Here is a 22538-nt window from a genome sequence, read left to right as displayed (position 1 = left end):
ATAACGCCCCGCACCGGTAAATGGTGCGGGGCGTTCTGCAGGATCGGCATCTTATGCTCATGCATCTTACATGCTGTACCAAAAATAAATTTGCGTAGTTAAATAGCTACGCATATATTTGTAGTCATATAACTACACATATGGAACCCAAGACCAAAGTCCACGCTGAGAACAATAAACAGGAACTGCTGATCACCAGGGAATTTGAACTGCCTGTGGATCTGCTTTTCAGGGCCTACACAGATCCCGCTATCCTGGAAGAATGGATGGGCACCAAAGTGCTGAAACTGGAAACCGAAAAATATGGCCGCTGGCAGTTTGCCACTACTGATCCTACCGGAAATACCCTCCGGCTCAGCGGTGTGTTCCATGAGTTTATACCCGAACGGCAGATCACCCGTACCTTTGAAATGGAAAATACAGGCCTGGGGGTGCAGCTGGAATTCCTGGAGTTCCGGCCGCTGGGTGAAGACAGCAGCAAACTCAATATGCATGTGATATACAGATCAGTGGAAGAGCGCGACAAATATGTACAGATAGGCATGGTAAGAGGCGTTGAGCTGGCGCATAACCGTTTACAAAAAGCAGCCAATAAATTTAAATAACATACCATGACAAAGAGAAACAAAATCATTTACTGGATCTTCACCATCTGGATGTGCTTAGGCATGGTATCCAGTGCTATTGTACAGCTCCTGCAAGTGAAAGATGAAGTGGATACCATTACACAACTGGGTTATCCTGTTTATTTCATGACGATCATCGGCACCTGGAAGCTCCTGGGCGTGATCGCGGTGCTGATCCCCAAACGCCCCTTACTGAAGGAATGGGCGTATGCAGGCTTTTTCTTCACAATGAGCGGTGCAGTCATTTCACATATCGCATCCGGTGATCCCTTCAGCAAAACATTCCCATCTGTTTTATTACTGGCGCTGACGGTTATATCGTGGTACTTCAGGCCTGCAGACAGAAAGGTAACTGCACTAAGCGTTTCCGTTCACCAATAAAGTCAACAGTATGCATCCCAAAGTAGATTCGATTATAGACAAAGAACAAAAATGGCAGAAGGAGTTTGAAAAGCTCAGGGAGATCATCCTGGACTGCCCGCTGGAAGAAGACCTGAAATGGGGCTGTCCCTGTTACAGTTACCAGGGCGGCAATGTGGTGCTGATCCACGGGTTTAAAGACTATTGTGCCCTGCTGCTCTTTAAAGGGGCACTGCTGGGTGATCCTGAAGGAATATTGATCCAGCAGACAGAGAACGTGCAGTCTGCACGCCAGATCCGCTTCACCAGCCTGCAGCAGATCACCAGCATGGCGCGTGTGCTGAAAAGTTATATCTACGAAGCCATCGAAGTGGAGAAAGCGGGTTTGAAAGTGGAAATGAAAAAGACAAGCGACTATCCCGTTCCGGAGGAGTTCCAGGAAAAGCTGGACAAAATGCCTGCATTGAAAAAAGCTTTTGAAGCCCTGACACCCGGACGGCAAAGGGGGTATCTCTTTTATTTTTCATCCGCCAAACAGTCCAAAACCAGGGCGTCACGGGTGGAGAAATACATACCGCAGATACTTGAAGGAAAGGGATTAGATGATTAGTTGCTGTTCAATTGCCAGACAATGAATTTAAGAAGAGATGTATTCCAGGCCATTGCCGATCCCACCAGGAGGGCTATCCTGCTGCTGGTTGCATCACAGGCCATGACTGCCGGAGCCATTGCCGCCAACTTTGATACCGCCAGACCCACCGTTTCAAAACACCTGCAGATCCTTATGGAATGCGAGCTGCTGAAGCAGGAGCAGAACGGCAGGGAGATCTACTACTACATCAATGCAAAAAAGATGAAAGAAGTGGCTGATTTTATAGAACCCTTCCGCAAAATGTGGGACGACCGGTTCAATAAACTGGAAGAGATCATGAAGAAGCACAAGACTAAAAAATAATCTGCTGCAGGCTTATCTGTTCCTGATCATTTCCGCAAGGCTACGGCTGCTCCGGGCTTTCATTTAATCCTTCCCCACCCTGTGGAGAATATTTCACAACCGGGCATAACAGGCGGGGCTGCACTAAAGCCTCAGGCTTCACCGCTTACCTGCTGCTGTACACCCAGTAAGCCCGCAATGCGTTCCCGCAATGTTTTTACCCGGAAGGGCTTTTCCAGCACATCATCTGCACCGGCGGCAGCTGCCATGTCTTTGATGCCCGGCACTGCCGAAATAATAATAACGGGAATATGCCGGGTATCATTATTCTGCTTTAACAGGCGGCACAGATCCAGCCCATCCGCACCGGCAAGCTGCTTATCGAATACGAAAAGATCAGGAGGATCGAAGGTGCCGTTCTGTATAGCTGTACCGTCCGGGTAGGTGACAACGTGGTAGTTTTCTCCCAAAACTAGCTTCAATACATCCAGGATACCGGGGTCATCGTCGATGATAATTAACTTTTTCATACGGGATCTTTAGACGGATATACCATACTGAACAAAAATCTCTCAATACTCATGCCGGGAATGCATTTCACTACATGGTAAGGGCCACAAATACTGCTTTTGTATGCTCCTTATCCTGCGCCGTTTCAAAGGCCTGGTTGATCTCTGCCAGGGGAAAGCTATGTGTGATCAGCTTCCTGGCGTTCAGCTTTCCTTTTGCCAGCAGCTCCAGGCATATCTGCATTTCCGGGTAAAGGCCCCAGAACGAGTAGCTGGCGCTGGGTATGAGCTTGATTTCCTGCTTCTGGATTCGTTCCCAATTCAGCGGGATCGCTATCTCACCGGGATCAAAGCCACCCACGATCACCACCTTTCCACCGATGCGGGCAAAAGTGGTTGCCTGTGGCAATGTATCAGGCATGGAAGGGCCGCCGGCACATTCAAAAACAATATCGGCTCCACGGCCATCGGTAAATTCAAGCACCTTTTTAAGACCATCTTCCCTGCTGGTGTTCACCACCGCATCGGCGCCCAGTTCCTTTGCCAGCTCCAGCGCAGAATCCACAACATCGGTTACCAGTACGTCTGCTCCGCTGATACGGGCCAGTTGCAATTGTCCCATACCGATAGGCCCTGCGCCGATCACCACTACCTTATCGTTTGCCTTGATACCGCTGAGCTGTATGGCATGCAGGCCAACAGAAAAGGTGTCCAGCAGCGTTGCTTCCTCATAACTCACATGCGCGGGCAGTTTATGACATTTCTTTGCGGGGGCCGCCAGGTACTGAGCAAAGGCCTGTGAAACGGTTTTCATACGGACTTCATACAGGTGCGGACAAAGGTTATACTGCTCTATCCTGCACCAGTCGCAGGTTTCATCGCCCAGCAAGGTTTCCACCACTACCCTGTCGCCCACCTTCAAATGCTTCACTTCGCTGCCTGCTTCCTGGACTTCACCTGCCAGCTCGTGGCCCATGATCTTATGGACAAGGTCAGGGTTTTCTTTTTTCCAGTGCCGCAGATCAGTACCACAGATGCCTGCTACCCTGATCCTGACCAGTACCCAGTCGGGGCGAAGGGGAGTTGGCATATCTACCTGTACTGTTTCAAACGCTCCGTCAGCGGTTTTGAGCGCCGCTTCCATTTTGTGCTCCATGCTATGCCTCCGTTTTAAGGTAAGTATAGCCCAAACCGTGCCAGGGAGTCATGTGCAGCGGCTTATATCAACCCGTTACGGGCAGCAAACATCACCAGTCCGGCGGTATTGCGCACCCCTACTTTTTCTATCAGACGCTGGCGAATATTTTCTACAGAACGATGGCTGAGGAACAGTTCCTTCCCGATCTCCGGCGCTGTTTTTTCTTCACAGATCAGCTTCAGCACCTGCAGCTCGCGTTCGGAGAATTCGATACCATGGTTAAAGGAAGGTTTCACATTGCCTTTCAGCACCAGTTTTTTGAGAAGGGCCTTGCTTACCACATCATTAAAATAATAGCCGGTTTCGTGTACGGCATAGATGGCCTTGCGGATCTCTGCAGAGTCGGTATCCTTGAGCAGGTAGCCGTTGGCGCCGTTCTCCATCATATGGATCACAAATTTCTCATCATCGTACATGGTGACAACGAGGATCTTGATACCGCTGAACCTGCTTTTAACAATGCGGGTGGCTTCAATGCCATCCATAACGGGCAGTTTGAGGTCCATCAGGATCACATCCGGCGTAATGGTTTCCAGTTTCTGCAACAGCTCTTCACCGTCGCCGGCTTCCAGTACCACCTCAAAATTTTCGTCGGCAGTAACGCCTACCTTCAGGCCGTCCCTGAAAATAACATAGTCATCCACTATGGCAATGCTGATCTTCTTCATAACAAGTTATACGGAGGGAATATGTAAACGAATATAATAGCCGTTGGGTTCCTTTGAAAAGGAGACCTCCCCTTTCAGGGAAATGATCCTGTTCTGGATGGTTTTGAGGCCCAGCCCTTCCTTCCTGAAACGCAGCTCCTCATATTGCTGCTGGGTAAGGCCTTTACCATCGTGAAAGATGGTAAGGTGAAAGCTACCTCCTGCAGAGAAAGTACGGATGTTGATATTACTTGCCCGCGCGTGTTTAATGATGTTGTTGATCAGTTCCTGCACCAGGCGGTAAATACTCATGTCGTTCGCCGTAATACGGATGGGCGCATGATCATCGAAAGAAACGGTAGAGCGGATCATACCATCTTTTGTGAGCCTGGTCATGAAATGGCTGATGGCCTCATTGAGACCAAATTCTTTCAGGATACTGGAATGGAGGTTATGAGAGATGTCGCGTATCTTGATGACCGCCTCTCCGAGCAGCTCCTCTCCTTTCTTATATCGCATCCTCGTTTGTGCATCCAGGTTATCTTCGCGGATATCCTGGAAGTGGAGCTTGGCAGAAGAGAGGATAGCGCCTACTTCATCGTGCAGGGCTTCCGCAATACGGTGACGTTCTTCTTCCTCGCTGCGTACGGCCGCTTCTATCAGCTGGTTCTGCTGGGTTTCGCGCAGGGCCTGGATACTTTTCTGGTATCCCATTTTTTTTCGCTGCATGAAGATGAATACCAGGAGAAATCCCACAAAGAGCAGCAGCATGGCTGCAATGCCCATCATCGTTAAAAAAGCAATATCATCGTTTGGCTTCATAGAATGCTTTTGCCAGGAAGAGGTTTAAAATAATGTATGAGATGTTATGTACATTCCAGATGATGACCGCAAAGTTCAGTAAATCTGTCGTAAGCTTGTTATACAACAGGAATATAAAAAAATTTACTGCGAAATAAATGCCTAAACCGGTCACTATCCAGAAGTCGGACCGGTTGGTACTGATGCCTTCATCTACCTGCAGCATAAAAAGATAATACTGCAGGGTATAGAACAGAAGGAAGATAGCCTCTACAGACAGCAGGCGGCTGCTCAGCAGGCGATAGTTGAAAAAGTGTTCAAAGAAGACGAAGTTAATAATAACAAAGAGCAGGAAAGCGGGTACCAGCAGCTTTTTGACCCTGACCAGGAAGGGTTGCTGCAAACGTATAAAGTAAAAGCTGAAGAGCAGGAACCGCACAATGGAATGCAGGTTATAGAGATAGTTGTTTCCATTGTACGGTTCGGGAATCCAGGTACGGAGCTTCCAGATCAAATCTATGCACAGGTTAATGAACAGTGCAAAATATAAATAGTATACTACCGGCTTATTAACGCCGGGTTGTTTCCCCTTCCATGCCAGTACGGCAAGAGGTATCCCCAAAGACCAGACTTCTGACCAGTCTAATATGCTCCTTACAAGTGTATCCATTTAATTACTTGGGTGCCATCAGGGCGCCGGGGGTGCCATTGTAGCCGGGGGTGAAGGGTTTGACGTCACAGGAACGGTTCCGGTTGGTACATCTACCTGTGGATCAGTGGCATTTGGTACCCTCAGATGCCTTCTGAACCTGTAATATACAAAATCAGATTCGGTTACGTCGGGTATCAGCACCAGGTAATCAGGCTCCACACCATCCGGAGAAGGCGCGATGGCCTGTTCCATCTCCAACTTTGATACAATGTTGTTAGACATGATCAGCGGGCCGGTCAACTCCAGTGCGTTGTTCTTGTACACCGGCAGGATGTCCCTTTGTGTTGAATAGGTGTCACCAGCCGGATCGTGGTTATAGCCATATGCCATCAGCTGGAAACCCTCTCCGCCGCCTTCCTCGTCTCCGGCAACATAGAAAGGAAATACAAAATAGTCCAGGTCAGCATACTTAGACATCATGGTCCTGATATCGGCCACTTCATATTGCAGCCAATAAAACCTAAATGATTTAGGGCGATGTGAATGCATAGGATCGTTGATTTAACAATTATACGTTAAGGTGAGTATATCAGCGGATAAATATATAGACAATTTTACTATTATCAGTAGCATTTTTAATAATAGAGTAATTCTACTCTATTTTGAAGGGAGAGTAATTTCACTCTGGCCCCGGCGGCGGTTATGCTCTTACTTTGTACCGTGATTATTCAAGAAAAGGGGACGGGTACCTCTATGGACAATCGAAGCAACATACCCGGCATTTCATTCATCAACCAGCTGCCCTACGCGTTACATATATACGATTCGGGCGGATGGAAAGACCCGGATAACTACTTTGGAAAACTAACGCTGCTTGGTACGGTTGCAGCCAATGCCACCGGCTATGTGCAGCCACTTCAAACCACCAGCGTATTTGTGGTATGCAACGCCGCCACCGGAAGCCCGCTGGCGAGGTATGTGAAAACCGCTGAAGACAATGCCGACAGCTTTAATATCACAACAGCCAATGAAGCGGCCATGAGGGCCACTTTTCAGTTCATTGACGACATTACGCATAACACCGACGGTCAGCTATCCGCCGCATTCAAAGCCATCCGGACGGGCACGCCCAACAGTATCCTGATGGAAACGGTGAATTATTTCTTTTCACAGCAGCCGGAGTATACCGCCTGCAGTTTTGAAACCTACATGATGGCCATCAGCGCGACCGAAGCATGGGCCCGCAGTGTTAAACGCGGAATAACTGACATCGTAAACCCGATGGGGGACATACTACGGTTTGCGTTTGGAAAGAACGCTTCAGAAACGGCCTTGATCCTTAGAAATGCAGGATTTTCCGCCAGGGAGATCGCTGCCATCCTTAAAAGCAGTTTTGAGCAAAACGCCGGACAGACAGCCCTGGTGATGAACCAGGCGGGCTATCCGCCGAACGAAGTAGTGAGCGCATTGAAGATCATTTTCAGCCTGCAGGAAATTGCATCCGTACTAAAGGATGTATATGGCTTCAATATGCAGCGCATCAACGATATCCTGCAAAAGGCAGGTTATCCTGCCAACACAATAGAAGGCGCTTTTAAATCCCTGGGTGGCGATTACGCGAATTTTGCAAAAAGAGTGTGGGATAAATTAAATCCCTCACATTGGTAAAATAATACCCGGATTATGTATAGCAGTATCAGTAGCATTGCCAGCTCCGTGCTGGGATGCATCCGTAAAGATATCACCGGCGCATCGCCCTGGTATTTTGACCCGCTGATCAGGTTTGCGCAGCGTGTACCCGCTTTCTCCGGAAATATGATAGAACTTCATTTTGACCGGAAGCACTGGTTTGACTTTTCCCTCAGAATAAATACCCAATATGACCGGGTGCTGATCCCCGGGTGCCCCTTGCGGGAGCAACTGTCCGGCTCCCTGCAAGGCGGCTACCAACAGCTGCTCAATGAAAACAGGAACGGGTTCCGCTACGGGATCGAAAATCTCTGGTTGGAGTATGACTTTCCCGTAGATGCGGACCCTTCCCTGTTCTTTGACCTGCACCGCAGTGGCAACACCGCATTCAGCAACCGGATGAAAGATCTTGCAAAAGTATGCAGCCTCTTCAGGTACCCGATGCCGGCGGGCCTGGAAAAACAGCTGGCTGCGCTTGATGAGCAGGAGCTGCCGGTGCTCTATTATGGTTTGATGTTCTCCAGGCAACCACAATGCCTGCGCTTTACCATACCCAATATTGCACCCGGCCAGGTGGCCACCGTATTGCAGCAGCTGAACTGGGACGGTGATTACAGCCTGGTGGAGGCACTGGAAGCACAGTACCTGCTGTCTTTTGACAAGGTATCCCTTGCATTGGATCATAACGGTCAGCTGAGCAGCCGGCTTGGTGTAGAGGCCTATACCGGGGATACCGATGCTGCCGTAGAAATGTTTTACCGGAAAGATGCCTTCAATAAAGACCAGTACCAGCTGCTGAAACAATGGCAGGGAAAAGTGACGCTGGACCCGGATATTTCCACCGCTTTATCTGAACTACATGAACGTGAGATCTGTTATGTACATAAAAGGATCAATCATTTCAAGTTCTTACTGGATAAGGGCCAGGTGACGGGAAAAGCTTACCTGTACTATTGTTATTAGGAATACCCTTTCACTCACAATAAACCATTAAAGAGATGACCGGTACCACTATCCCTCCCGAAAATCAAGGCGCAGATCAACTTGTATATGCCACCTTCGATGTACTGTATACACTATGGTTCCCCTTCCTTGAGCTGCCCATCCCGCCCCGGGCGCAGGCAGACATATCGGCCATCTCCAAAGGGGTGCAGGCGAGCTTCTGGCAATCTGTAAGCGCAGGTTCCAATGCCTTGCTGAGTATCCTGCAGGGAATTACTTACCCCCAGCATCTTCCTTTTATTGGCGCGCTGAAAAGCTCCACTAACCCCGTCATACAAAAATTCATCACGGTGCCCGGCGGTATGGGCGGCTTAACAACGGATGAAGCCTCACAGGTACTGTCCTTCTTCTTTGAAGGCACAGCCGGCCCGCTGTCTACAGAGATGGCGATGGTCATTCGCGAAGCCTATCTTACCGTGATCTGGGATCTACCGCTGGGCGTGCCCCTTACCGGTATACAGGTACCGGAGACCTTTGTAAGCAATACTGATATCTATTCCAACATCAATTACCCGAAGATACCGCCCAGCCGCCTGTTTTACGATCCCGCCACCCAGCGCATCCTGGCCAGGGAAGGTATGATTGACTACCTGGTGATCGGCAGCGGCCCTGCAGGCGCCACCGTAGCACATGAACTGCAGCAGGCGGGGAAAAAAGTAGTGCTGGTGGAACAGGGTCCTTTCGTGGTATGGGGTTCTATGAACACCATGAGCTACCCCAAACTGATGTTCGGTAAAGATGCCGTGAGCACTTCCGACAACGGTATCCTGGTACGGAGTGGCCAGGCCATGGGCGGCGGCACTACCGTAAATATAGACCTGGCTTTCTCTCCGCTGGAAGATACCATTCATTCCCGCATCAGCGACTGGATAGATAAAGGTTTTATTGACGGCCGTTTCTATACTACAGATCGCCTGGCTGCCGCTTATCAATGGGTGCGCAATATTATACATACCCGGCCCGTAACACAATGTGAGCTGAACCGCGACAACCGCGCGTTGTGGGATGGCGCCAATGCTTATGGCGTTGATCCGTCCCTGTATCACCTGAACCGCTTCCAGCAGGACCTCTCTCCTTCCCCGGTAACGCAGAAACGCGATGCCGCACGGCAGCTGATACTGCCGGCGATGGAAGACAGCATAAACCCGCTGAGCGTGATACCCGATGTGGCCGTACAGGAACTGCTGTTTGACACCAAAAATGACGGCACCGTATATGCCAGTGGCGCCAGTCTGCTGGTGAATGCGCCGTGGACGGAATTTCACAATACGATTGTTGACCCCTGCGGATTCCAGATACCGCCGGGTACGCAAGTGAAGATCTATGCAGAGAACGTGATCCTTTCTGCCGGTACCATCGGCTCTACCAAAATACTACTGAACACGGCACAAAAGCAGCCGGCCCTGAAAAATCCGAGGATCGGTAAAGGACTGATCATGCATCCCTCCTTCCCGCTGATCGGCGTATTCAATGAGCGTATTAATTTGCTGGAAGGACTGGACAGCGCTACCTACCTGGATGCCTTTGGCGTAACGCCGGGCTTTATCTTCGAGACCATGTCCGGCATGCCGGCCTACGGGGCTGTACTGATCCCCGGCAATGGGCTGGATGTGTTCAGGCAGATCACGAAATTCAATCAATCAGTGGGCTTTGGGGTGATGCTGGTGGATACGCCGTCAGACGACAACTGCATCACGCTGAACAATGGATCAGTAGTACTGAACTATTCACTGAGTGAAGCCGATAAGGCCCGCTTCCGTACCGGTGTAGCCATTGCCATCCGTATGATGTTCCTGGCAGGAGCCAAACAGGTGATCATCCCCACCAACGAGAATGTACTGGGGCTTGACAATTTTGACCCGATGCGCGGCTGCTACCTGGACGATATACAGCAGGCCGACCTGGTGGAACAAAACCTGCAGTTCATACCCAACCGTACGGTGCTCACATCTGCACACCTGCAGGCTACCAACAAGATGGGCGCTTCTGCTGATACGTCTGTTGCCTCTACACGGCAACGTATCTGGAATATGCTGACGAAAGAAGAGATATCTAACCTGTACCTGATGGACAGCAGCATGTTCCCAACCTCAGTAGGCGCCAATCCCATGCAGTCGCTGTACACCTTTGCAAAAATTTTCTCACAGCGCCTGCTGGACGACATGGATGCTCCCGGCGATCTCTATTTCCGCTCTATCCAGAGCGACAGGCTGGCGCGCGGTCCTGTAACAGGGCCCGTAAGAGCAGGAGCAGGAATATAATATTCAACGAACTACACTATACACTCACAGCATCTTGCACACGCTCCCGCCCGTAAACGTTCCTGTTTGCGGGCCTTTTTTTTCGCAATGGTACTTTCAGCCGTCATCATAAAAAAAGCCCTGATCCGCCTGTTGACAGGCGATCAGGGCATATTCCGTATTAATCCTCTTATTTGATCCCTAATTGCTGTTTGGCCTGCGCCAGGATATCGTCGCAGGTGGCGGTAACGATAATGTCTTTGGAGCTGTCCAGTACACAAACATATCCTTTCTCCGCTGCCAGGTCAGCCACCGCTTTCTTTCCCTTTGCCACAATGGGGGCCGTCATGGCCTGTTCGCGGGCGGCCAGCTGTTGTTCCGCACGTGCCCTGTATTGTTCCAGGCTGTTTTGAGCGGTTTGCAGCTCCTGTACTTTAATATCCCTCATATCCGGTTTCAGGGTAGCTTCCTCTTTCTGGAACGCTGCTATTTTTACCTGGAGCTCTTTCATTAAAGTCTCCCCGTCCCTGGCAAGTTCTCTTTCAAACAGCTTCAGGGAATCATAAGCCTGCTTTGTTTCGGGCATGCTGAACACCAGCTGCTGCATATCTACATAAGCTATTTTTCCCTGTGCATGACTGCGGGTAAATGATAAAGCAATAAAAGCAAAAAGGAGAAAAAAGCGTGTACAGTTCCTGATCATAGATTTCATACTTCGTATAAGGTTGTACCGCTAAGTTGCATCATGATCCCTGAATAAAAAGTTAAGGGAACGATAAAGGAACGTTAAGATCCCGCTTATACTGGCCGAACGCAAAAGGCCGTCACCTATGCGGTAACGGCCTCACTTTTCCTGCGGGCGCCGAAATCAGTTCTTCACTGTACCCACCATGGTCAGCTGCTTCACATCCGAACTATCCCTGATCTCCTCGCTTGCTGTTTTGATTAAAACGTCGTTCAGCGCCAGTTCCCCAAATACTTCCACTTTACCATCCACGATACGGCCTGTTTTAACCGGTACCCATATCGCTTTATGATTGATCACCTTTATGATAAACACACCTTGTGTAGAATTCAACACTGCCTTTGAGGGCACAACAAAAGTTCCTTCCGGGTTGGTTAAGGGAATAGATACTTCTGCCACCATCCCCGGTAAGAGCTGCTTGTCATTATTCACTACATCCATTTCTATGTTCTGAGCGCGGAGGCGTTCGTCCAGCGCGCCGGACAAGCGGCTTACCTTTGCCCTGAACACCTGGCTGGGCATGGACTTCACCGTAAAACCCACTTCGCTGTTATTATTCAGGTAGCTCACATATGCTTCCGGTACGCTAACGATCAGACGAAGTTTTTTCTGCTCCTGCAGGGTAAAGATGGGCAGACTGGAACCTGCGCCAGCGGGGCCTACATAAGCGCCGGCGCTTACATTCCTGCGGCTGATCACCCCACTGAAGGGCGCCCTTATCTCCAGGTAGTTGCGGTTATCGCCCACTTCATGGTAAGCAGCGCGGGCGGCATCCAGCTGTGCCAGGTCTGACTGCTGTTTGGCAAAAGCAATATCCAGGTCATTCTGCGACACGGTACCGGGTGTTTTGCTGGTTTCCAGTAAACGGTCGTAAGTAGCTTTGCTGGACAGGTAAATGGCTTCCTGTGATTTCAGCCTGGACCCTGCTCCAGACAGCTGTGAATTGAGCTCAGGCGCTTCCATGGTCACCAGTAACTGTCCCGCATTCACTTCACTGCCCACATCCACATACAGTTTCTTTACAAAGCTGCTCACCTTGGCGTAGAGGTCTACCCGCTGAAAAGCCTGCAGCTCTCCGGGGATCTTTATAGCGGAAGACAATTGTTCTTTCTGCAGTGAAAAGGCTTCCAGTGCAGGCGCAGCAGGCGCCTCCTTATTTGCATCATCGCTCTTTGCCTCTGTTGAACCGCAAGCCTGCAACAATAGCGCGAAGGCAATAACCGGTAAAAGTATAAGTACACTTTTAGATACTGGTTTCATAAAATGAATTTTATTTCCTGTTGTAATTCTTTTCATAATTCAATAAACCACTGTTTACACCTTTGAAGGAACATAGTGTATGCTTTCTTCATCTTCCGGATCCAGCGACACGCTCTGTGTAGTGGTGCGGCCTTGTCCCCATGCAAAGGCCAGCGGCAAGATGAACAGGGCAGCAAAGGTGGATGCTACCAGTCCGCCGATCACCGCACGGCCCAGTGGTGAAGACTGATCACCTGTTTCACCCAGTCCGCTCGCCATGGGTATCATTCCCACCACCATGGCTAAAGCAGTCATCACGATAGGGCGTAAGCGCAAGGCTGCAGCTTCCTTGGCAGCCAGTACCGCGTTGCCGTTATGCCTGCGTATCTGCTCGGCATTGGTGATCAGCAGTACCGCGTTGGAGATAGACACCCCCACAGACATGATCATACCCATATAAGACTGCAGGTTGAGCGTAGAACCCGCCAGCATCAACAGCGCCAGGGATCCCAACAGCACCGCAGGCACTGTGGCCAGTACGATACCGGATACCTTGAAAGACTGGAAGTTGGCGGCCAGCATCAGGAAAATCACAACTACTGCTACCAGCAGGCCGCCCTGCAGGCTGTCCAGCGTATCAGTGAGTGTGTCGCTTAATCCTATCTGCTCTACTGTCAAACCACGCGGCAATTCACCCAGCGAATGGATGGCCTCCTGCACCGCTTTGGAAGCGTCTCCCAGGTCTATATTATTCAGGTTGGCCGTTACGGTCAGGATGGGCAAAGCGCCCAGGTCATCATTCTCTCCGTAGGTTACATCAGGCGTAATCGTAGCTACGTCGCTGAGTATCGGGCGTGAGGTATTTCTCAGCAGCGGGATCTCGCCGATATCATTCTGGCTGGTGATCTGGTTCTCGGGCACCTGCACCTGTACGTTGTAGCTTAAACCTGCACGCTCGTCCACCCATATATTCTTTTCCGTTAGCCTGGAAGAAGAGGTACTGGCAATGAGCGAGCGGGTAATGTCTCCCATATCCACGCCCAGCTGTGCGGCCCTCACCCTGTCTATATTGATGTTCAGCGCAGGGTAATTAATAGACTGGCCCAGCTGCACATCACGCAGGAAAGGTATCTGCTTCAGTTTCTCCACCATCTTCTTCGCGTACTGTTCATTGAGCTTCTTGTTCCTTCCCGCAAACCTTACCTCGATGGGGGTAGGCGATCCCTGGCTCAGGATCTTATCGGTCAGTTCGATCGGTTCAAAGGAGAGCTGCATATCGCGATCGATCTGCCCTGCGCGTTCCCGGATCTTATCTTTCAGTTCATCCAGGTTAACATGATAGCCTTCTTTCACCGCCACCTGCAACACCGCTTCATGCGGCCCTGCCATCCACAGGAAGATGGGCGCCGTAGAGAACAGCTGCGGGTGCAATCCCACAAATGCAGAGGTGATAGACACATGCTCTTTCCCAATGATATCGTTCACGGCATCGATCAGCTGTACGGTTTTCTTTTCTGTTTCTTCGATACGCGTACCATCAGGTTCCCGCAAACGTACCTGGAACTGGCTGCCATTTACTTTGGGTAGTACATCACGGCCAATGCTGCTGATGAGCAGGTAAGCCAGGCCGGAGATGATCACGAGGTAAGCTATCACAATGGGCTTACGGTATGGCATGATCCTGTCTATAAACCGCAGGTAGCGCTGACGCAGCCTTTCAAAGCGGCTGATCTTTCCATCCAGGTTGCTGTCCTCACGTTCCACCAATGCTTTCTTCTGATCCCAGGTATCTGCTTCGTGTAGTACTGCTGCTGTGGCGGTATTATCATGCCCTTTATGATGTTTCACTTTCATGATCCAGTTGGCCATTACGGGTACAAAGGTCTGGGCCAGGAAATAGGAAACGATCATGCTGAAACCAATGGCCAGCGCCAGGGGCAGGAACAGTGAACCCGGTATGCCGCCCATGGTGAAAGCCGGCGCAAACACGGCAAGGATACAGAAGAGGATCAGCAGTTTGGGGAAAGCGATCTCCTTACAGGCATCCCAGATAGCCTGGGCCTTGCTTTTGCCAAGATCTAGGTGCTGGTGGATGTTCTCTATCGTTACCGTACTTTCATCTACCAGGATACCGATGGCCAGTGCAAGGCCGCTCAATGTCATGATATTGATGGTCTGGCCAAACAGGTTCAGGAACAGTACACCGGAGATGATAGAGGTGGGAATGGTCAGGATCACGATCAGCGCCCCGCGCGGATCTCCCAGGAACAGCAATACCATCAGGCCTGTGAGCACTGCACCGATCACACCTTCACTTAACAGGCTTTTTACGGAATTGATCACGTAGGTAGACTGGTCAAACTCATAGCTCAGTTTCACATCATCGGGCAGTTGCGCCTGTATCCTGGGCAGGGCCTTTTTGAGATTCTGCACTACTTCCCAGGTAGAGGCATCTGCGGCCTTGGCAATGTCTATATATACCGAACGTTTTCCGTTGATGAGCGCATAGCTGGTGCTGACGTCCGCACCGTCTTCCACGGTGGCCACATCACGCAGGTAAAGGTTTTGTACACCGTTCTTGAACAAGGGTATATTTTCAAAATCCTTTACCTGCTTGATAGTGGCGTTAGCAGGTGTGATATAGTTCTTATCGCCGATGCGCACATTACCGGAGGGCGCTGTCTGGTTGTTGAGGCGCAGGGCCTCTACCAGCTGATCGGGCGTCATGTTATGAGAGCGCAGCAGTTCAGGATCTGCCTTGATCACCACCGTACGGATATTACCACCAAAAGGCGTTGAACCCACCAGTCCGGGAACGGACGTAAAGGAAGAACGCACATATACGTTGGCCAGATCCAGCAATTCGTTGTTACTGCGCTTTTCACTGCTTAATACCAGCTGTCCTACCGGCAGTGTGGAAGCATCAAAGCGGATGATGAAGGGCGGGTTGGAGCCCGGTGGGAAGATAGCCTGGATACGGTTGGAGAAGGCGCTTACCTCTGCCGCCGCCTGCGCCATGTTGGTACCAGGATAAAAGTTGATCTTGATCAGCGTTAAACCCTGTATGTTCTTTGTCTCAATGCTCTTCACACCATTCACGTACAACAATATATTGATATACTGCTTACCGAAGAAAGATTCCATCTGGGTGGAAGTGTATCCGCCAAACGGATGCGAAAGATAGATCACCGGCATGTCCAGCTTTGGAAAGATGTCGATCTTGATGGAGGTGACAGCTTTGATCCCAAAGAAGAACAATCCGGCCACTATTACCAGGATGGTAATAGGCTTACGAAGTGCGAAACGGATAAGGTTCATAATGTCTGTATATATTGATCAATTGCACGATTAAAGTTCCTTTTCAAACAGGTTGAAATCGCCGGTTGCAGAGGCCTTCAGCAAGAGGGCCTGCCATACGTTGTTATAGGCAATGTCGCGGTCTGTTTCAGCGCGAACCAGGGCATACAGCGCCTGTGTAACGTCTACCAGGTTGGTGAGACCGTTGCGGTACAGTACTGATTTCTGCAGGTAAGCATCAGAAGCCGCTTTCACCTGTACGGGCGCTTCATAATAGTTGTTGAGGGAGTTCTGAATCCTGGTTTCAGACAACTGGTATTGTGCCTTCAGCTGTTGCCCCGCGAGCTCGTATTCCGCTTCCAGTCCTTTGCTGACCAGCTTCTGTGACTTCACCTGCTGCGAAATACGGAAAGGCTGCGCCAGGTTCCAGGTAACGCCCACCCCGATGAGGTAGTTGGTACGCGTAGGCTTTATACCGTCCCAGTAATTTTTGGTGTAGGCATGCTGATCCTGGTTATAGGCGGCATCAAAACCGGATCCTCTTGTCTGCAATACGCCTACCAGTGAGAATACCGGGTAGTTGAATGTTTTGTAATATTTGGTTTGTTCTTCGCTCACTGCAATACGGCTTTTATACCATTGCAGCAAAGGGTGATCATTCAAAGCTGCGGAATCACCCAGCAGCGAAGGAAGGCGGGAAATAAACACGGTATCCAGCGTAAAATCCTGCACGGGTACTGCCATGAGTTGTGCCAGCTGGTTGGCGGCAGATTGTTCAAAATCAAGCGCCCTTGTCAGTGCGATCTTAGCGTTGGATACTTCTGCATTGGCTTGTGCAGAATCCACACCTGCGTTCAGTCCGTTCTTCACACGGGTAACCACCACGCGGCGGAAAGTATCTGCACGGTTCAGGTTCTTCTGATAGGACTGCGTCAGCTTCTGTGCGGCCAGCAGGTTAAGATAAGCGGCTGCTACCTTTATTTCCTGTTGAAAAATTTCTTGTTGCCAGTCTTTGCTATCCCTGGTAGCAACCGCTTGTGCTGTTTTGATCTTCTCTTTGGCCCGGCCAAAAGCGAAGAAGTCCCAGTTTATATTGGTCAAATAAAGTGCTCCGAATGCGGCATTCCAGTTCTGTTCTGGCAAAGCCAGTCCTGAAGAGGATACGCCCAAACCGCCAAAGCCGTACAGGGGGCCGTTCTGGCCGTTCACTGTACCATAATCCTGCTGGGCGGATAAGTTAAAATTAGGCAGGTAATCACGTTTAGCCTGTACAGCTGTAGCTTTTGAAGCATCTGCGTAGTTAGATTTGGCTTTGATGGTACCGTAGTTATTTACCGCTGTGCGGATGGCTTCCTTCAGCGTAAGTATCTCTTGTGCGCTTGATATTGGTGTGTTGGCAAATATTAACCCCAGAAAAATCAACCAATTTTTTATCTCAAACATGAAAGAAAGATTTTGCAGCATGTTCACTAAAGAAGTGTTTCCGGGTACAAAATGACTACATGAATTTGAAGAAATCTTGAAGTAGAGATGTTTTCTGAAAAAAAATTTTGGGTATTGTTATAAAAAGAACGGCCTGGCACAATAAGCGCCAGGCCGCTACAGGATTGATTCTCAACTGCCGGTTCCGTATATAATATTATCAGGCCAGCACCGCTGCCGCTACATTATCATGTGCTGTTATGGCGGCTTCATTTTGTAATACAGGTACAAATTCGATCTGTATCACATGCAGCTGGTTTTTATAATTGTAAGAAATAGAAAAGCCGCATACTTCACAGATCTGTTTCACGATAGCCAGCCCGAGGCCTACACTTTCGCTGCTTTGATTGCTTTTCTTAAATCGCTGGAAAAGCTCTTCTGTGGGCATTTCCGGCGGCAGGCCGGTATTCCTGACCACCAGGCGCCTATGCGTCAGGATGAGCTCTATCTTGCCATTCTCCACGTTATGACGGATAGCGTTGCCCAGCAGGTTATTGACCAGCATATCTGCCAGTGCGGGATGTATTTTCAGGTCAATGCTGCCATCAATATCTGTGGTAACGGTAAGATGCTTCATCCCTATCCTGTCTTCGTAAGCGGCCAGGATATCCTTGGTGATCTTGCAGAAGCGGATCTTTTCCGTAACGGAATACTCGTTGTTTTCGAGCTTGGTGAGCAGCACCAGCGAGCGGTTGATCCTGGATAATTTCTCTATGGCATTATGCATGTCGCCGATCAGCTCTGCCTGGCCTTCTTCAATATTTGTTTCACTCAGCAGCTCCAGTTTATTACGCAGCACCGCCAGTGGCGTTTGCAGCTCATGGGAGGCGTTCTCACTGAACTCTTTTACCGCTGCATATTCATCCACCGTCTTATCCGTCATTTTCTGCAGGAAAGAATTCAGCTCTTTGAATTCGCGGGTACGGCTGACAGGGAACTGCACTTTTTCCTTTACATTAAAGTGTTGTATGGTTTTGATGGTTTGCCGCAACGATGACAGTATCTTCTGGGATACCAGCCGGGCGGTTACGCATACGCAGAGTATGATCAGCAGCAGTTTCCACACTATTGAGTCCATGATGGCGGCCCTTATCTGCCTACCGCTGGGTACATAGTTGGAAGAGGAGATGCGGTAATTCACATTGCCAACCGATACATAAGAATTAACGGTGAGCAGGCTTAACATCCCCATACTGTTCCCATTGTGCAGATCTGTTTTTGTTATATTCAGCCGTTGTTCCGGCAGGGAGCCCGTTAAGGGGCTTACCACGGTGACCAGGCCCTCGGTCTGCCGGTCAGGCCACTGACCTGCGGCCAGGCTGGCGGCCGCCATATCATTCATCTCCGTGAGATGTGTTATCTCCGCCTCGTCTATCTTCTTTTCCAGGTTATAATAACAGATACAGGCGGTAACGGGTGTTAACAGCACAACAATGCCGATAAACCACAATGATAATTTGTCAACCAGCTTCATACATTAGAAGAATTAAATTTATAGCCGAGGCCATAAACGGTATCAATATAATCTGCTCCATTGGCTGCGCTGATCTTCTTGCGCAGGTTCTTAATATGCTGATATACAAAGTCAAAATTAGCCAAATTATCGGTATAATCGCCCCAGAGGTGGGTGGCGATGGACTGCCTGGAGAGCACGCGGTTCTTGTTCACGATCAGGTACAGTAATAAGTCAAACTCTTTGCGCGTAATATCCAGTGTAACTTCATTCACTTTTGCTTCCAGCGTATCTGTATTCAGGGTGATCTCGTTAAAGGAGATGATATTGCTGCCTGCCAGTTTCTTGCGGCGGAACACCGCGCGCAGCCGGGCATGCAGTTCGGGCAGATGGAAAGGTTTGGTGATATAATCGTCTGCCCCACCTTCCAGGCCCACTATCTTATCGTCCATTGCGTCTTTTGCTGAAACGATCAAAATGCCGCTCTGTATCTTTTGTGCCTTGATAAATTTAAGCAATACCAGTCCGTTCCCATCGGGAAGCATTATATCCAGCAGGATGCAGTCATAAGTATATAATAACAGCTTTTCCTGCGCCTCATCGAAACTATATGCCAGTTCACAGATATATCCCTCCCGGGCTAAAAAGTCATGCACACTGCTGGCGATTTCCTTACTGTCTTCTACCACTAGTACTTTCATACATGAACAAAGTTATTGCTGAATTTTGAGACAATTTTGAAGTTGGGCAACAAAATTGTAAAGGGGCGCCTTTAACTGATATCTCTTTTTGCTAATGTATTAAGCGGTTAATTATGAATTATTTCCCTTAATTTGCGGCCCTCAAACGATTTTGCAAAAATGAAAAACCGACTCATGACCCTGACAGCTTTGCTGTCATTTTTAACTTTTACCGCTTGCAAGACCAGCCAGAAAGCCGGCGGTGATACCGGCGCTTCCGCGGAAGGCCTGGTAACCGAAATGTCTGTTCCCGCAACGGTGAAGGCAGGCCAGCCTGTTATGCTGAAATTTACGGTATATAACAAATCAGGCAAGGAGTTGCAGTTCTGTAAATGGCATACCCCTTTTGAAGGGTTTATGTCTTCCTTCCTGGACATTCAGAGCAGCAACAATACGGAGGTATTATACCGGGGCGTAATGGCCAAAAGGATCATGCCCCCTCCTGCTGAAGCCTACATTAAAGTACCAGCCGGGAAAAGTGTAAGTGTGGATATTGATCTGCTGAAAGGATACAACCTGGATACTCCGGCCAGCTATAAAGCAGTTTACCAGGCCAGCGGTATGAGCGGTCTGGAGAAAGTAAATGAAGTTAGTTTTACGGTAACTGAATAAGCGGCTCAGCTTACAGGTCTGCTCTTACCAATATCGCGCTTTCCTGAAAAAGCCCTGTGGCAACTTACCCGTAAATGCCCTGAAATCTTTGATAAAATGTGCCTGATTAAAGTAACCGGCTATTACAGGGCGGGATCAAAGCAGAGGGCGCCTCAACAGACGCCCCTCGCTTTCGCTTAATTCAGATGGCGGATAAACTATTTACCGGGCAGGCGCCGCTACGGGCCCTTTGGATTTACGCTTCAGAATGGCTGCACTGATCAGGGCGATCACCAGTCCTACCGGCAATATTTCCAGGTAAGTGAACAATATCATCAGGATCGGGTTCTTATACATTTCCTTATTCCTTGCCAGTTCTGCCGCCTGCTGCTGCAGCTCCTGCTGTGTGGCGCCTGAGGTCTGGGCCTTGCGGAGCATATGGGCGGTATACTTATCCATAAAGTCGGGTACAAAGAAATAGTAGTCTACTATCCACACCAGTACATACATGGTGGAGGCTACCAGGCAGATGTACAGGCCGATCTTAAATGCCTTGCCGAAAGTGATCGTGCCGTTATTGTACTTGTCCCTGAAGTTCTTAATACCTACAAATATCATGGAGAAGGCCACAATCATACCGGCGTACCCCAATACCATGCTGCCATCAAAATCTTCCCTTGTGTAACACTGGGAAACAGAATACAGCATCATGCAGGAAACAATGAGACCTGCGATCAGGCCGAATACAAGTACGTTTTTTTTCATCCTTTAACAGTTTTTGGTTTGGTTGATATACCGCAAATTTGCGTCTCCGGTCCCATTTTCCGGTCATACTTTAGGATGATTTTCGGGGGAATGGGCGTATTCACACCAAAGTATGAAACCCTTCAGGGTATGATACTCAATCTTTTGGCTTTTTCTATTGCCTGAGTCCTGCGTTTTACATCCATTTTTATGAAGAGGTTTGAAGAATGGGTCTTGACGGTGTTCAGGGACACAAACAAACGGCTGGCGATCTCCTGGTTACTCAGCCCTTCGGCCATTAACTGCAACACTTCCAGCTCCCGGCTGCTCAAACCTAATTTATTCAGTTCAGTGCTGTTCAGGGTAAATACCGGCGGCCGGCTGATATGTACTTCCTTTTCCACGATCACCGTCTCTACTTTGGGCCTGGCCAGCTTCAGGGCCAGCCATATACCCAGTGCGGTGAAGAGGAGAGCAATTACACCAATATAGATCTCCAGGGCGTGGTCGAGGATAATAAAACGCAGCTCCAGCCATTTCAGCAGGAATAATAACACGGCCAGGCTGGCGCCATATAGGAGGACATGTTTGTTTCTTGTGAAAAACTTAAAAGCCATGACCAAAAATAAGATATTATCTTAGCCATACATATCATACCTATGAACATGCCCGGCAAAATTTACGCCCTGCTGATTGGCAGCCTGCTGAGCTTTTTTACGGCAGCAGCCCAACAGCAACAACGTCATAAACAGATCAATGTCCTGATCGTAGACGGTTTCAGCAATCACAACTGGCAACAGACCACTAAACTGGTAAAGCACATCCTGACCTCCACGGGACGCTTTAACGTGGATGTTTCCACCACGCCCTCCACACCTGACGCCAAAGAATGGAAAGACTGGAATCCTGATTTTTCCAAGTACGATGTGGTGATCCAGAACACCAATAATATCAAGGACAGCGCCATGCGCTGGCCCCGCAAAATAGAACGCCGCCTGGAAGAATATGTGCGCGAAGGCGGCGGTTTATACATCCTGCATTCTGCCAACAACGCATTTTCCCACTGGACTGCCTATAACCGGATGATCGGCCTGGGTTGGCGCCCTGTTACAGCCGGTATCGCAGTGGAAATTGACGCAAAGAAACAACTGGTACAGATACCGCCGGGCCAGGGAGAGGGCACCAGTCATGGCGACCGCTTCGACGCCCTGGTACACGTTATTCACCGGCATCCCATCAACAAAGGCTTTCCTGAATACTGGAAAACCGCTTCCATGGAACTATACCTGTACCCCCGTGGCCCTGCGGAAAATTTAACGGTACTATCTGCAGTAAGGGACAGTATCGGAGGTAAAACCTGGCCCATAGAGTGGACCGTTACCTATGAAAAAGGGCGCGTCTATAACTCCACCATGGGACACCTGTGGAAAGGAGATATCTTCCCGCCCAGCTATCGCTGTGCAGGTTTTCAGACTACGTTAATAAGGGCAACAGAATGGCTGGCTACCGGTAGAGTGACCTACCCCTTACCGGCCGATTTCCCGGGTGCGGAAGCCCCGAGCCTTCGCCCGGCAACAGATATTCCGTAA

23 protein-coding genes are annotated in these 22538 nt (G+C 49.5%); 9 read left to right on the top strand and 14 right to left on the bottom strand.

What is annotated here, in order from left to right; translation table 11 throughout:
• Nucleotides 1-140: 140 nt before the first annotated feature.
• The 4 genes from Q0577_RS05025 to Q0577_RS05010 are packed head-to-tail and all read left to right on the top strand — an operon-like array spanning nucleotide 141 to nucleotide 1941.
• On the top strand, nucleotides 141-605 hold the full coding sequence (locus tag Q0577_RS05025) for an SRPBCC domain-containing protein (protein WP_298733392.1): 465 nt from the start codon (nucleotides 141-143) through the stop codon (nucleotides 603-605).
• A gap of 6 nt (nucleotides 606-611) precedes the next feature.
• A complete protein-coding gene (locus Q0577_RS05020) occupies nucleotides 612-1007 on the top strand; it encodes a DoxX family protein (protein ID WP_298733391.1) in 396 nt (131 codons plus the stop codon).
• A gap of 10 nt (nucleotides 1008-1017) precedes the next feature.
• Nucleotides 1018-1596 carry a YdeI family protein gene (locus Q0577_RS05015; RefSeq protein WP_298733390.1) on the top strand — a complete coding sequence of 193 codons (579 nt, stop codon included), beginning with the start codon at nucleotides 1018-1020 and terminating at the stop codon, nucleotides 1594-1596.
• A gap of 21 nt (nucleotides 1597-1617) precedes the next feature.
• On the top strand, nucleotides 1618-1941 hold the full coding sequence (locus tag Q0577_RS05010) for a metalloregulator ArsR/SmtB family transcription factor (protein WP_298733389.1): 324 nt from the start codon (nucleotides 1618-1620) through the stop codon (nucleotides 1939-1941).
• Between the two features lie 131 nt (nucleotides 1942-2072).
• Here the strand turns inward: Q0577_RS05010 and Q0577_RS05005 are convergent, their stop codons facing one another.
• The 6 genes from Q0577_RS05005 to Q0577_RS04980 form a co-directional block, all read right to left on the bottom strand.
• Nucleotides 2073-2450 (bottom strand): response regulator, encoded by a 378-nt coding sequence (locus tag Q0577_RS05005; protein WP_298733387.1) that lies wholly within the window; start codon nucleotides 2448-2450, stop codon nucleotides 2073-2075.
• A gap of 70 nt (nucleotides 2451-2520) precedes the next feature.
• Complete coding sequence (locus Q0577_RS05000) at nucleotides 2521-3585, bottom strand: alcohol dehydrogenase catalytic domain-containing protein (protein WP_298733386.1); 1065 nt, start codon at nucleotides 3583-3585, stop codon at nucleotides 2521-2523.
• Nucleotides 3586-3647: 62 nt separating this feature from the next.
• Nucleotides 3648-4295, bottom strand: a complete 648-nt coding sequence (locus Q0577_RS04995) for a response regulator transcription factor (RefSeq protein ID WP_298733385.1) — start codon at nucleotides 4293-4295, stop codon at nucleotides 3648-3650.
• A gap of 6 nt (nucleotides 4296-4301) precedes the next feature.
• Nucleotides 4302-5096 carry an ATP-binding protein gene (locus Q0577_RS04990; RefSeq protein ID WP_298733384.1) on the bottom strand — a complete coding sequence of 265 codons (795 nt, stop codon included), beginning with the start codon at nucleotides 5094-5096 and terminating at the stop codon, nucleotides 4302-4304.
• Entirely contained in the window at nucleotides 5080-5745 is a 666-nt protein-coding gene (locus Q0577_RS04985; RefSeq protein ID WP_298733383.1) for a hypothetical protein, read from the bottom strand. Before Q0577_RS04985 ends, Q0577_RS04990 begins: the two co-directional genes overlap by 17 nt.
• A gap of 18 nt (nucleotides 5746-5763) precedes the next feature.
• Nucleotides 5764-6276, bottom strand: a complete 513-nt coding sequence (locus tag Q0577_RS04980; RefSeq protein WP_298733382.1) for a hypothetical protein — start codon at nucleotides 6274-6276, stop codon at nucleotides 5764-5766.
• Between the two features lie 204 nt (nucleotides 6277-6480).
• Here Q0577_RS04980 and Q0577_RS04975 point away from each other — a divergent pair, with 204 nt between their 5' ends.
• From Q0577_RS04975 to Q0577_RS04965, 3 genes are read left to right on the top strand one after another with little or no spacing between them, the layout of a single operon-like run.
• Nucleotides 6481-7395, top strand: a complete 915-nt coding sequence (locus Q0577_RS04975) for a hypothetical protein (protein ID WP_298733381.1) — start codon at nucleotides 6481-6483, stop codon at nucleotides 7393-7395.
• A 15-nt stretch (nucleotides 7396-7410) separates the two neighbouring features.
• The gene (locus Q0577_RS04970) at nucleotides 7411-8379 is read left to right on the top strand and encodes a hypothetical protein (protein WP_298733379.1); all 969 of its coding nucleotides are present in this window, start codon (nucleotides 7411-7413) and stop codon (nucleotides 8377-8379) included.
• 35 nt (nucleotides 8380-8414) lie between these two features.
• On the top strand, nucleotides 8415-10679 hold the full coding sequence (locus tag Q0577_RS04965; protein WP_298733378.1) for a GMC oxidoreductase: 2265 nt from the start codon (nucleotides 8415-8417) through the stop codon (nucleotides 10677-10679).
• Between the two features lie 169 nt (nucleotides 10680-10848).
• On the opposite strand, the gene Q0577_RS04960 is transcribed toward Q0577_RS04965, so the two are convergent.
• The 6 genes from Q0577_RS04960 to Q0577_RS04935 form a co-directional block, all read right to left on the bottom strand.
• Entirely contained in the window at nucleotides 10849-11370 is a 522-nt protein-coding gene (locus tag Q0577_RS04960; RefSeq protein WP_298733376.1) for an OmpH family outer membrane protein, read from the bottom strand.
• A 156-nt stretch (nucleotides 11371-11526) separates the two neighbouring features.
• Nucleotides 11527-12663: an efflux RND transporter periplasmic adaptor subunit gene (locus tag Q0577_RS04955; protein ID WP_298733374.1), complete on the bottom strand. Its 1137-nt coding sequence runs from the start codon at nucleotides 12661-12663 to the stop codon at nucleotides 11527-11529.
• A gap of 54 nt (nucleotides 12664-12717) precedes the next feature.
• Nucleotides 12718-15960 (bottom strand): efflux RND transporter permease subunit, encoded by a 3243-nt coding sequence (locus tag Q0577_RS04950; RefSeq protein ID WP_298733373.1) that lies wholly within the window; start codon nucleotides 15958-15960, stop codon nucleotides 12718-12720.
• A 30-nt stretch (nucleotides 15961-15990) separates the two neighbouring features.
• Nucleotides 15991-17382 (bottom strand): TolC family protein, encoded by a 1392-nt coding sequence (locus tag Q0577_RS04945; protein ID WP_298733371.1) that lies wholly within the window; start codon nucleotides 17380-17382, stop codon nucleotides 15991-15993.
• 199 nt (nucleotides 17383-17581) lie between these two features.
• Entirely contained in the window at nucleotides 17582-18895 is a 1314-nt protein-coding gene (locus Q0577_RS04940; protein WP_298733369.1) for a HAMP domain-containing sensor histidine kinase, read from the bottom strand.
• On the bottom strand, nucleotides 18892-19575 hold the full coding sequence (locus Q0577_RS04935) for a response regulator transcription factor (protein WP_298733368.1): 684 nt from the start codon (nucleotides 19573-19575) through the stop codon (nucleotides 18892-18894). The genes Q0577_RS04940 and Q0577_RS04935 overlap by 4 nt, the downstream gene beginning before the upstream one ends.
• Nucleotides 19576-19734: 159 nt before the next feature.
• Here Q0577_RS04935 and Q0577_RS04930 point away from each other — a divergent pair, with 159 nt between their 5' ends.
• On the top strand, nucleotides 19735-20226 hold the full coding sequence (locus Q0577_RS04930; protein ID WP_298733366.1) for a hypothetical protein: 492 nt from the start codon (nucleotides 19735-19737) through the stop codon (nucleotides 20224-20226).
• Nucleotides 20227-20427: 201 nt separating this feature from the next.
• On the opposite strand, the gene Q0577_RS04925 is transcribed toward Q0577_RS04930, so the two are convergent.
• A complete protein-coding gene (locus Q0577_RS04925; RefSeq protein ID WP_298733364.1) occupies nucleotides 20428-20970 on the bottom strand; it encodes a DUF4199 domain-containing protein in 543 nt (180 codons plus the stop codon).
• Between the two features lie 122 nt (nucleotides 20971-21092).
• On the bottom strand, nucleotides 21093-21566 hold the full coding sequence (locus tag Q0577_RS04920; RefSeq protein WP_298733362.1) for a LuxR C-terminal-related transcriptional regulator: 474 nt from the start codon (nucleotides 21564-21566) through the stop codon (nucleotides 21093-21095).
• A 48-nt stretch (nucleotides 21567-21614) separates the two neighbouring features.
• Here Q0577_RS04920 and Q0577_RS04915 point away from each other — a divergent pair, with 48 nt between their 5' ends.
• The gene (locus Q0577_RS04915) at nucleotides 21615-22538 is read left to right on the top strand and encodes a ThuA domain-containing protein (RefSeq protein WP_298733360.1); all 924 of its coding nucleotides are present in this window, start codon (nucleotides 21615-21617) and stop codon (nucleotides 22536-22538) included.

This window comes from uncultured Chitinophaga sp. (assembly GCF_937898475.1).
Taxonomy (GTDB): domain Bacteria; phylum Bacteroidota; class Bacteroidia; order Chitinophagales; family Chitinophagaceae; genus Chitinophaga.
Note: the sequence above shows the minus strand (reverse complement) of the source record. Positions and strands in the feature narration are given on the sequence as shown.

What these genes read in the sequence shown, in the direction of transcription:
- Q0577_RS05025 (WP_298733392.1), top strand. Translation starts at nt 141, where the DNA reads ATGGAACCCAAGACCAAAGTCCACGCTGAGAACAATAAACAGGAACTG.
- Q0577_RS05020 (WP_298733391.1), top strand. Translation starts at nt 612, where the DNA reads ATGACAAAGAGAAACAAAATCATTTACTGGATCTTCACCATCTGGATG.
- Q0577_RS05015 (WP_298733390.1), top strand. Translation starts at nt 1,018, where the DNA reads ATGCATCCCAAAGTAGATTCGATTATAGACAAAGAACAAAAATGGCAG.
- Q0577_RS05010 (WP_298733389.1), top strand. Translation starts at nt 1,618, where the DNA reads ATGAATTTAAGAAGAGATGTATTCCAGGCCATTGCCGATCCCACCAGG.
- Q0577_RS05005 (WP_298733387.1), bottom strand. Translation starts at nt 2,450, where the DNA reads ATGAAAAAGTTAATTATCATCGACGATGACCCCGGTATCCTGGATGTA.
- Q0577_RS05000 (WP_298733386.1), bottom strand. Translation starts at nt 3,585, where the DNA reads ATGGAGCACAAAATGGAAGCGGCGCTCAAAACCGCTGACGGAGCGTTT.
- Q0577_RS04995 (WP_298733385.1), bottom strand. Translation starts at nt 4,295, where the DNA reads ATGAAGAAGATCAGCATTGCCATAGTGGATGACTATGTTATTTTCAGG.
- Q0577_RS04990 (WP_298733384.1), bottom strand. Translation starts at nt 5,096, where the DNA reads ATGAAGCCAAACGATGATATTGCTTTTTTAACGATGATGGGCATTGCA.
- Q0577_RS04985 (WP_298733383.1), bottom strand. Translation starts at nt 5,745, where the DNA reads ATGGATACACTTGTAAGGAGCATATTAGACTGGTCAGAAGTCTGGTCT.
- Q0577_RS04980 (WP_298733382.1), bottom strand. Translation starts at nt 6,276, where the DNA reads ATGCATTCACATCGCCCTAAATCATTTAGGTTTTATTGGCTGCAATAT.
- Q0577_RS04975 (WP_298733381.1), top strand. Translation starts at nt 6,481, where the DNA reads ATGGACAATCGAAGCAACATACCCGGCATTTCATTCATCAACCAGCTG.
- Q0577_RS04970 (WP_298733379.1), top strand. Translation starts at nt 7,411, where the DNA reads ATGTATAGCAGTATCAGTAGCATTGCCAGCTCCGTGCTGGGATGCATC.
- Q0577_RS04965 (WP_298733378.1), top strand. Translation starts at nt 8,415, where the DNA reads ATGACCGGTACCACTATCCCTCCCGAAAATCAAGGCGCAGATCAACTT.
- Q0577_RS04960 (WP_298733376.1), bottom strand. Translation starts at nt 11,370, where the DNA reads ATGAAATCTATGATCAGGAACTGTACACGCTTTTTTCTCCTTTTTGCT.
- Q0577_RS04955 (WP_298733374.1), bottom strand. Translation starts at nt 12,663, where the DNA reads ATGAAACCAGTATCTAAAAGTGTACTTATACTTTTACCGGTTATTGCC.
- Q0577_RS04950 (WP_298733373.1), bottom strand. Translation starts at nt 15,960, where the DNA reads ATGAACCTTATCCGTTTCGCACTTCGTAAGCCTATTACCATCCTGGTA.
- Q0577_RS04945 (WP_298733371.1), bottom strand. Translation starts at nt 17,382, where the DNA reads ATGTTTGAGATAAAAAATTGGTTGATTTTTCTGGGGTTAATATTTGCC.
- Q0577_RS04940 (WP_298733369.1), bottom strand. Translation starts at nt 18,895, where the DNA reads ATGAAGCTGGTTGACAAATTATCATTGTGGTTTATCGGCATTGTTGTG.
- Q0577_RS04935 (WP_298733368.1), bottom strand. Translation starts at nt 19,575, where the DNA reads ATGAAAGTACTAGTGGTAGAAGACAGTAAGGAAATCGCCAGCAGTGTG.
- Q0577_RS04930 (WP_298733366.1), top strand. Translation starts at nt 19,735, where the DNA reads ATGAAAAACCGACTCATGACCCTGACAGCTTTGCTGTCATTTTTAACT.
- Q0577_RS04925 (WP_298733364.1), bottom strand. Translation starts at nt 20,970, where the DNA reads ATGAAAAAAAACGTACTTGTATTCGGCCTGATCGCAGGTCTCATTGTT.
- Q0577_RS04920 (WP_298733362.1), bottom strand. Translation starts at nt 21,566, where the DNA reads ATGGCTTTTAAGTTTTTCACAAGAAACAAACATGTCCTCCTATATGGC.
- Q0577_RS04915 (WP_298733360.1), top strand. Translation starts at nt 21,615, where the DNA reads ATGCCCGGCAAAATTTACGCCCTGCTGATTGGCAGCCTGCTGAGCTTT.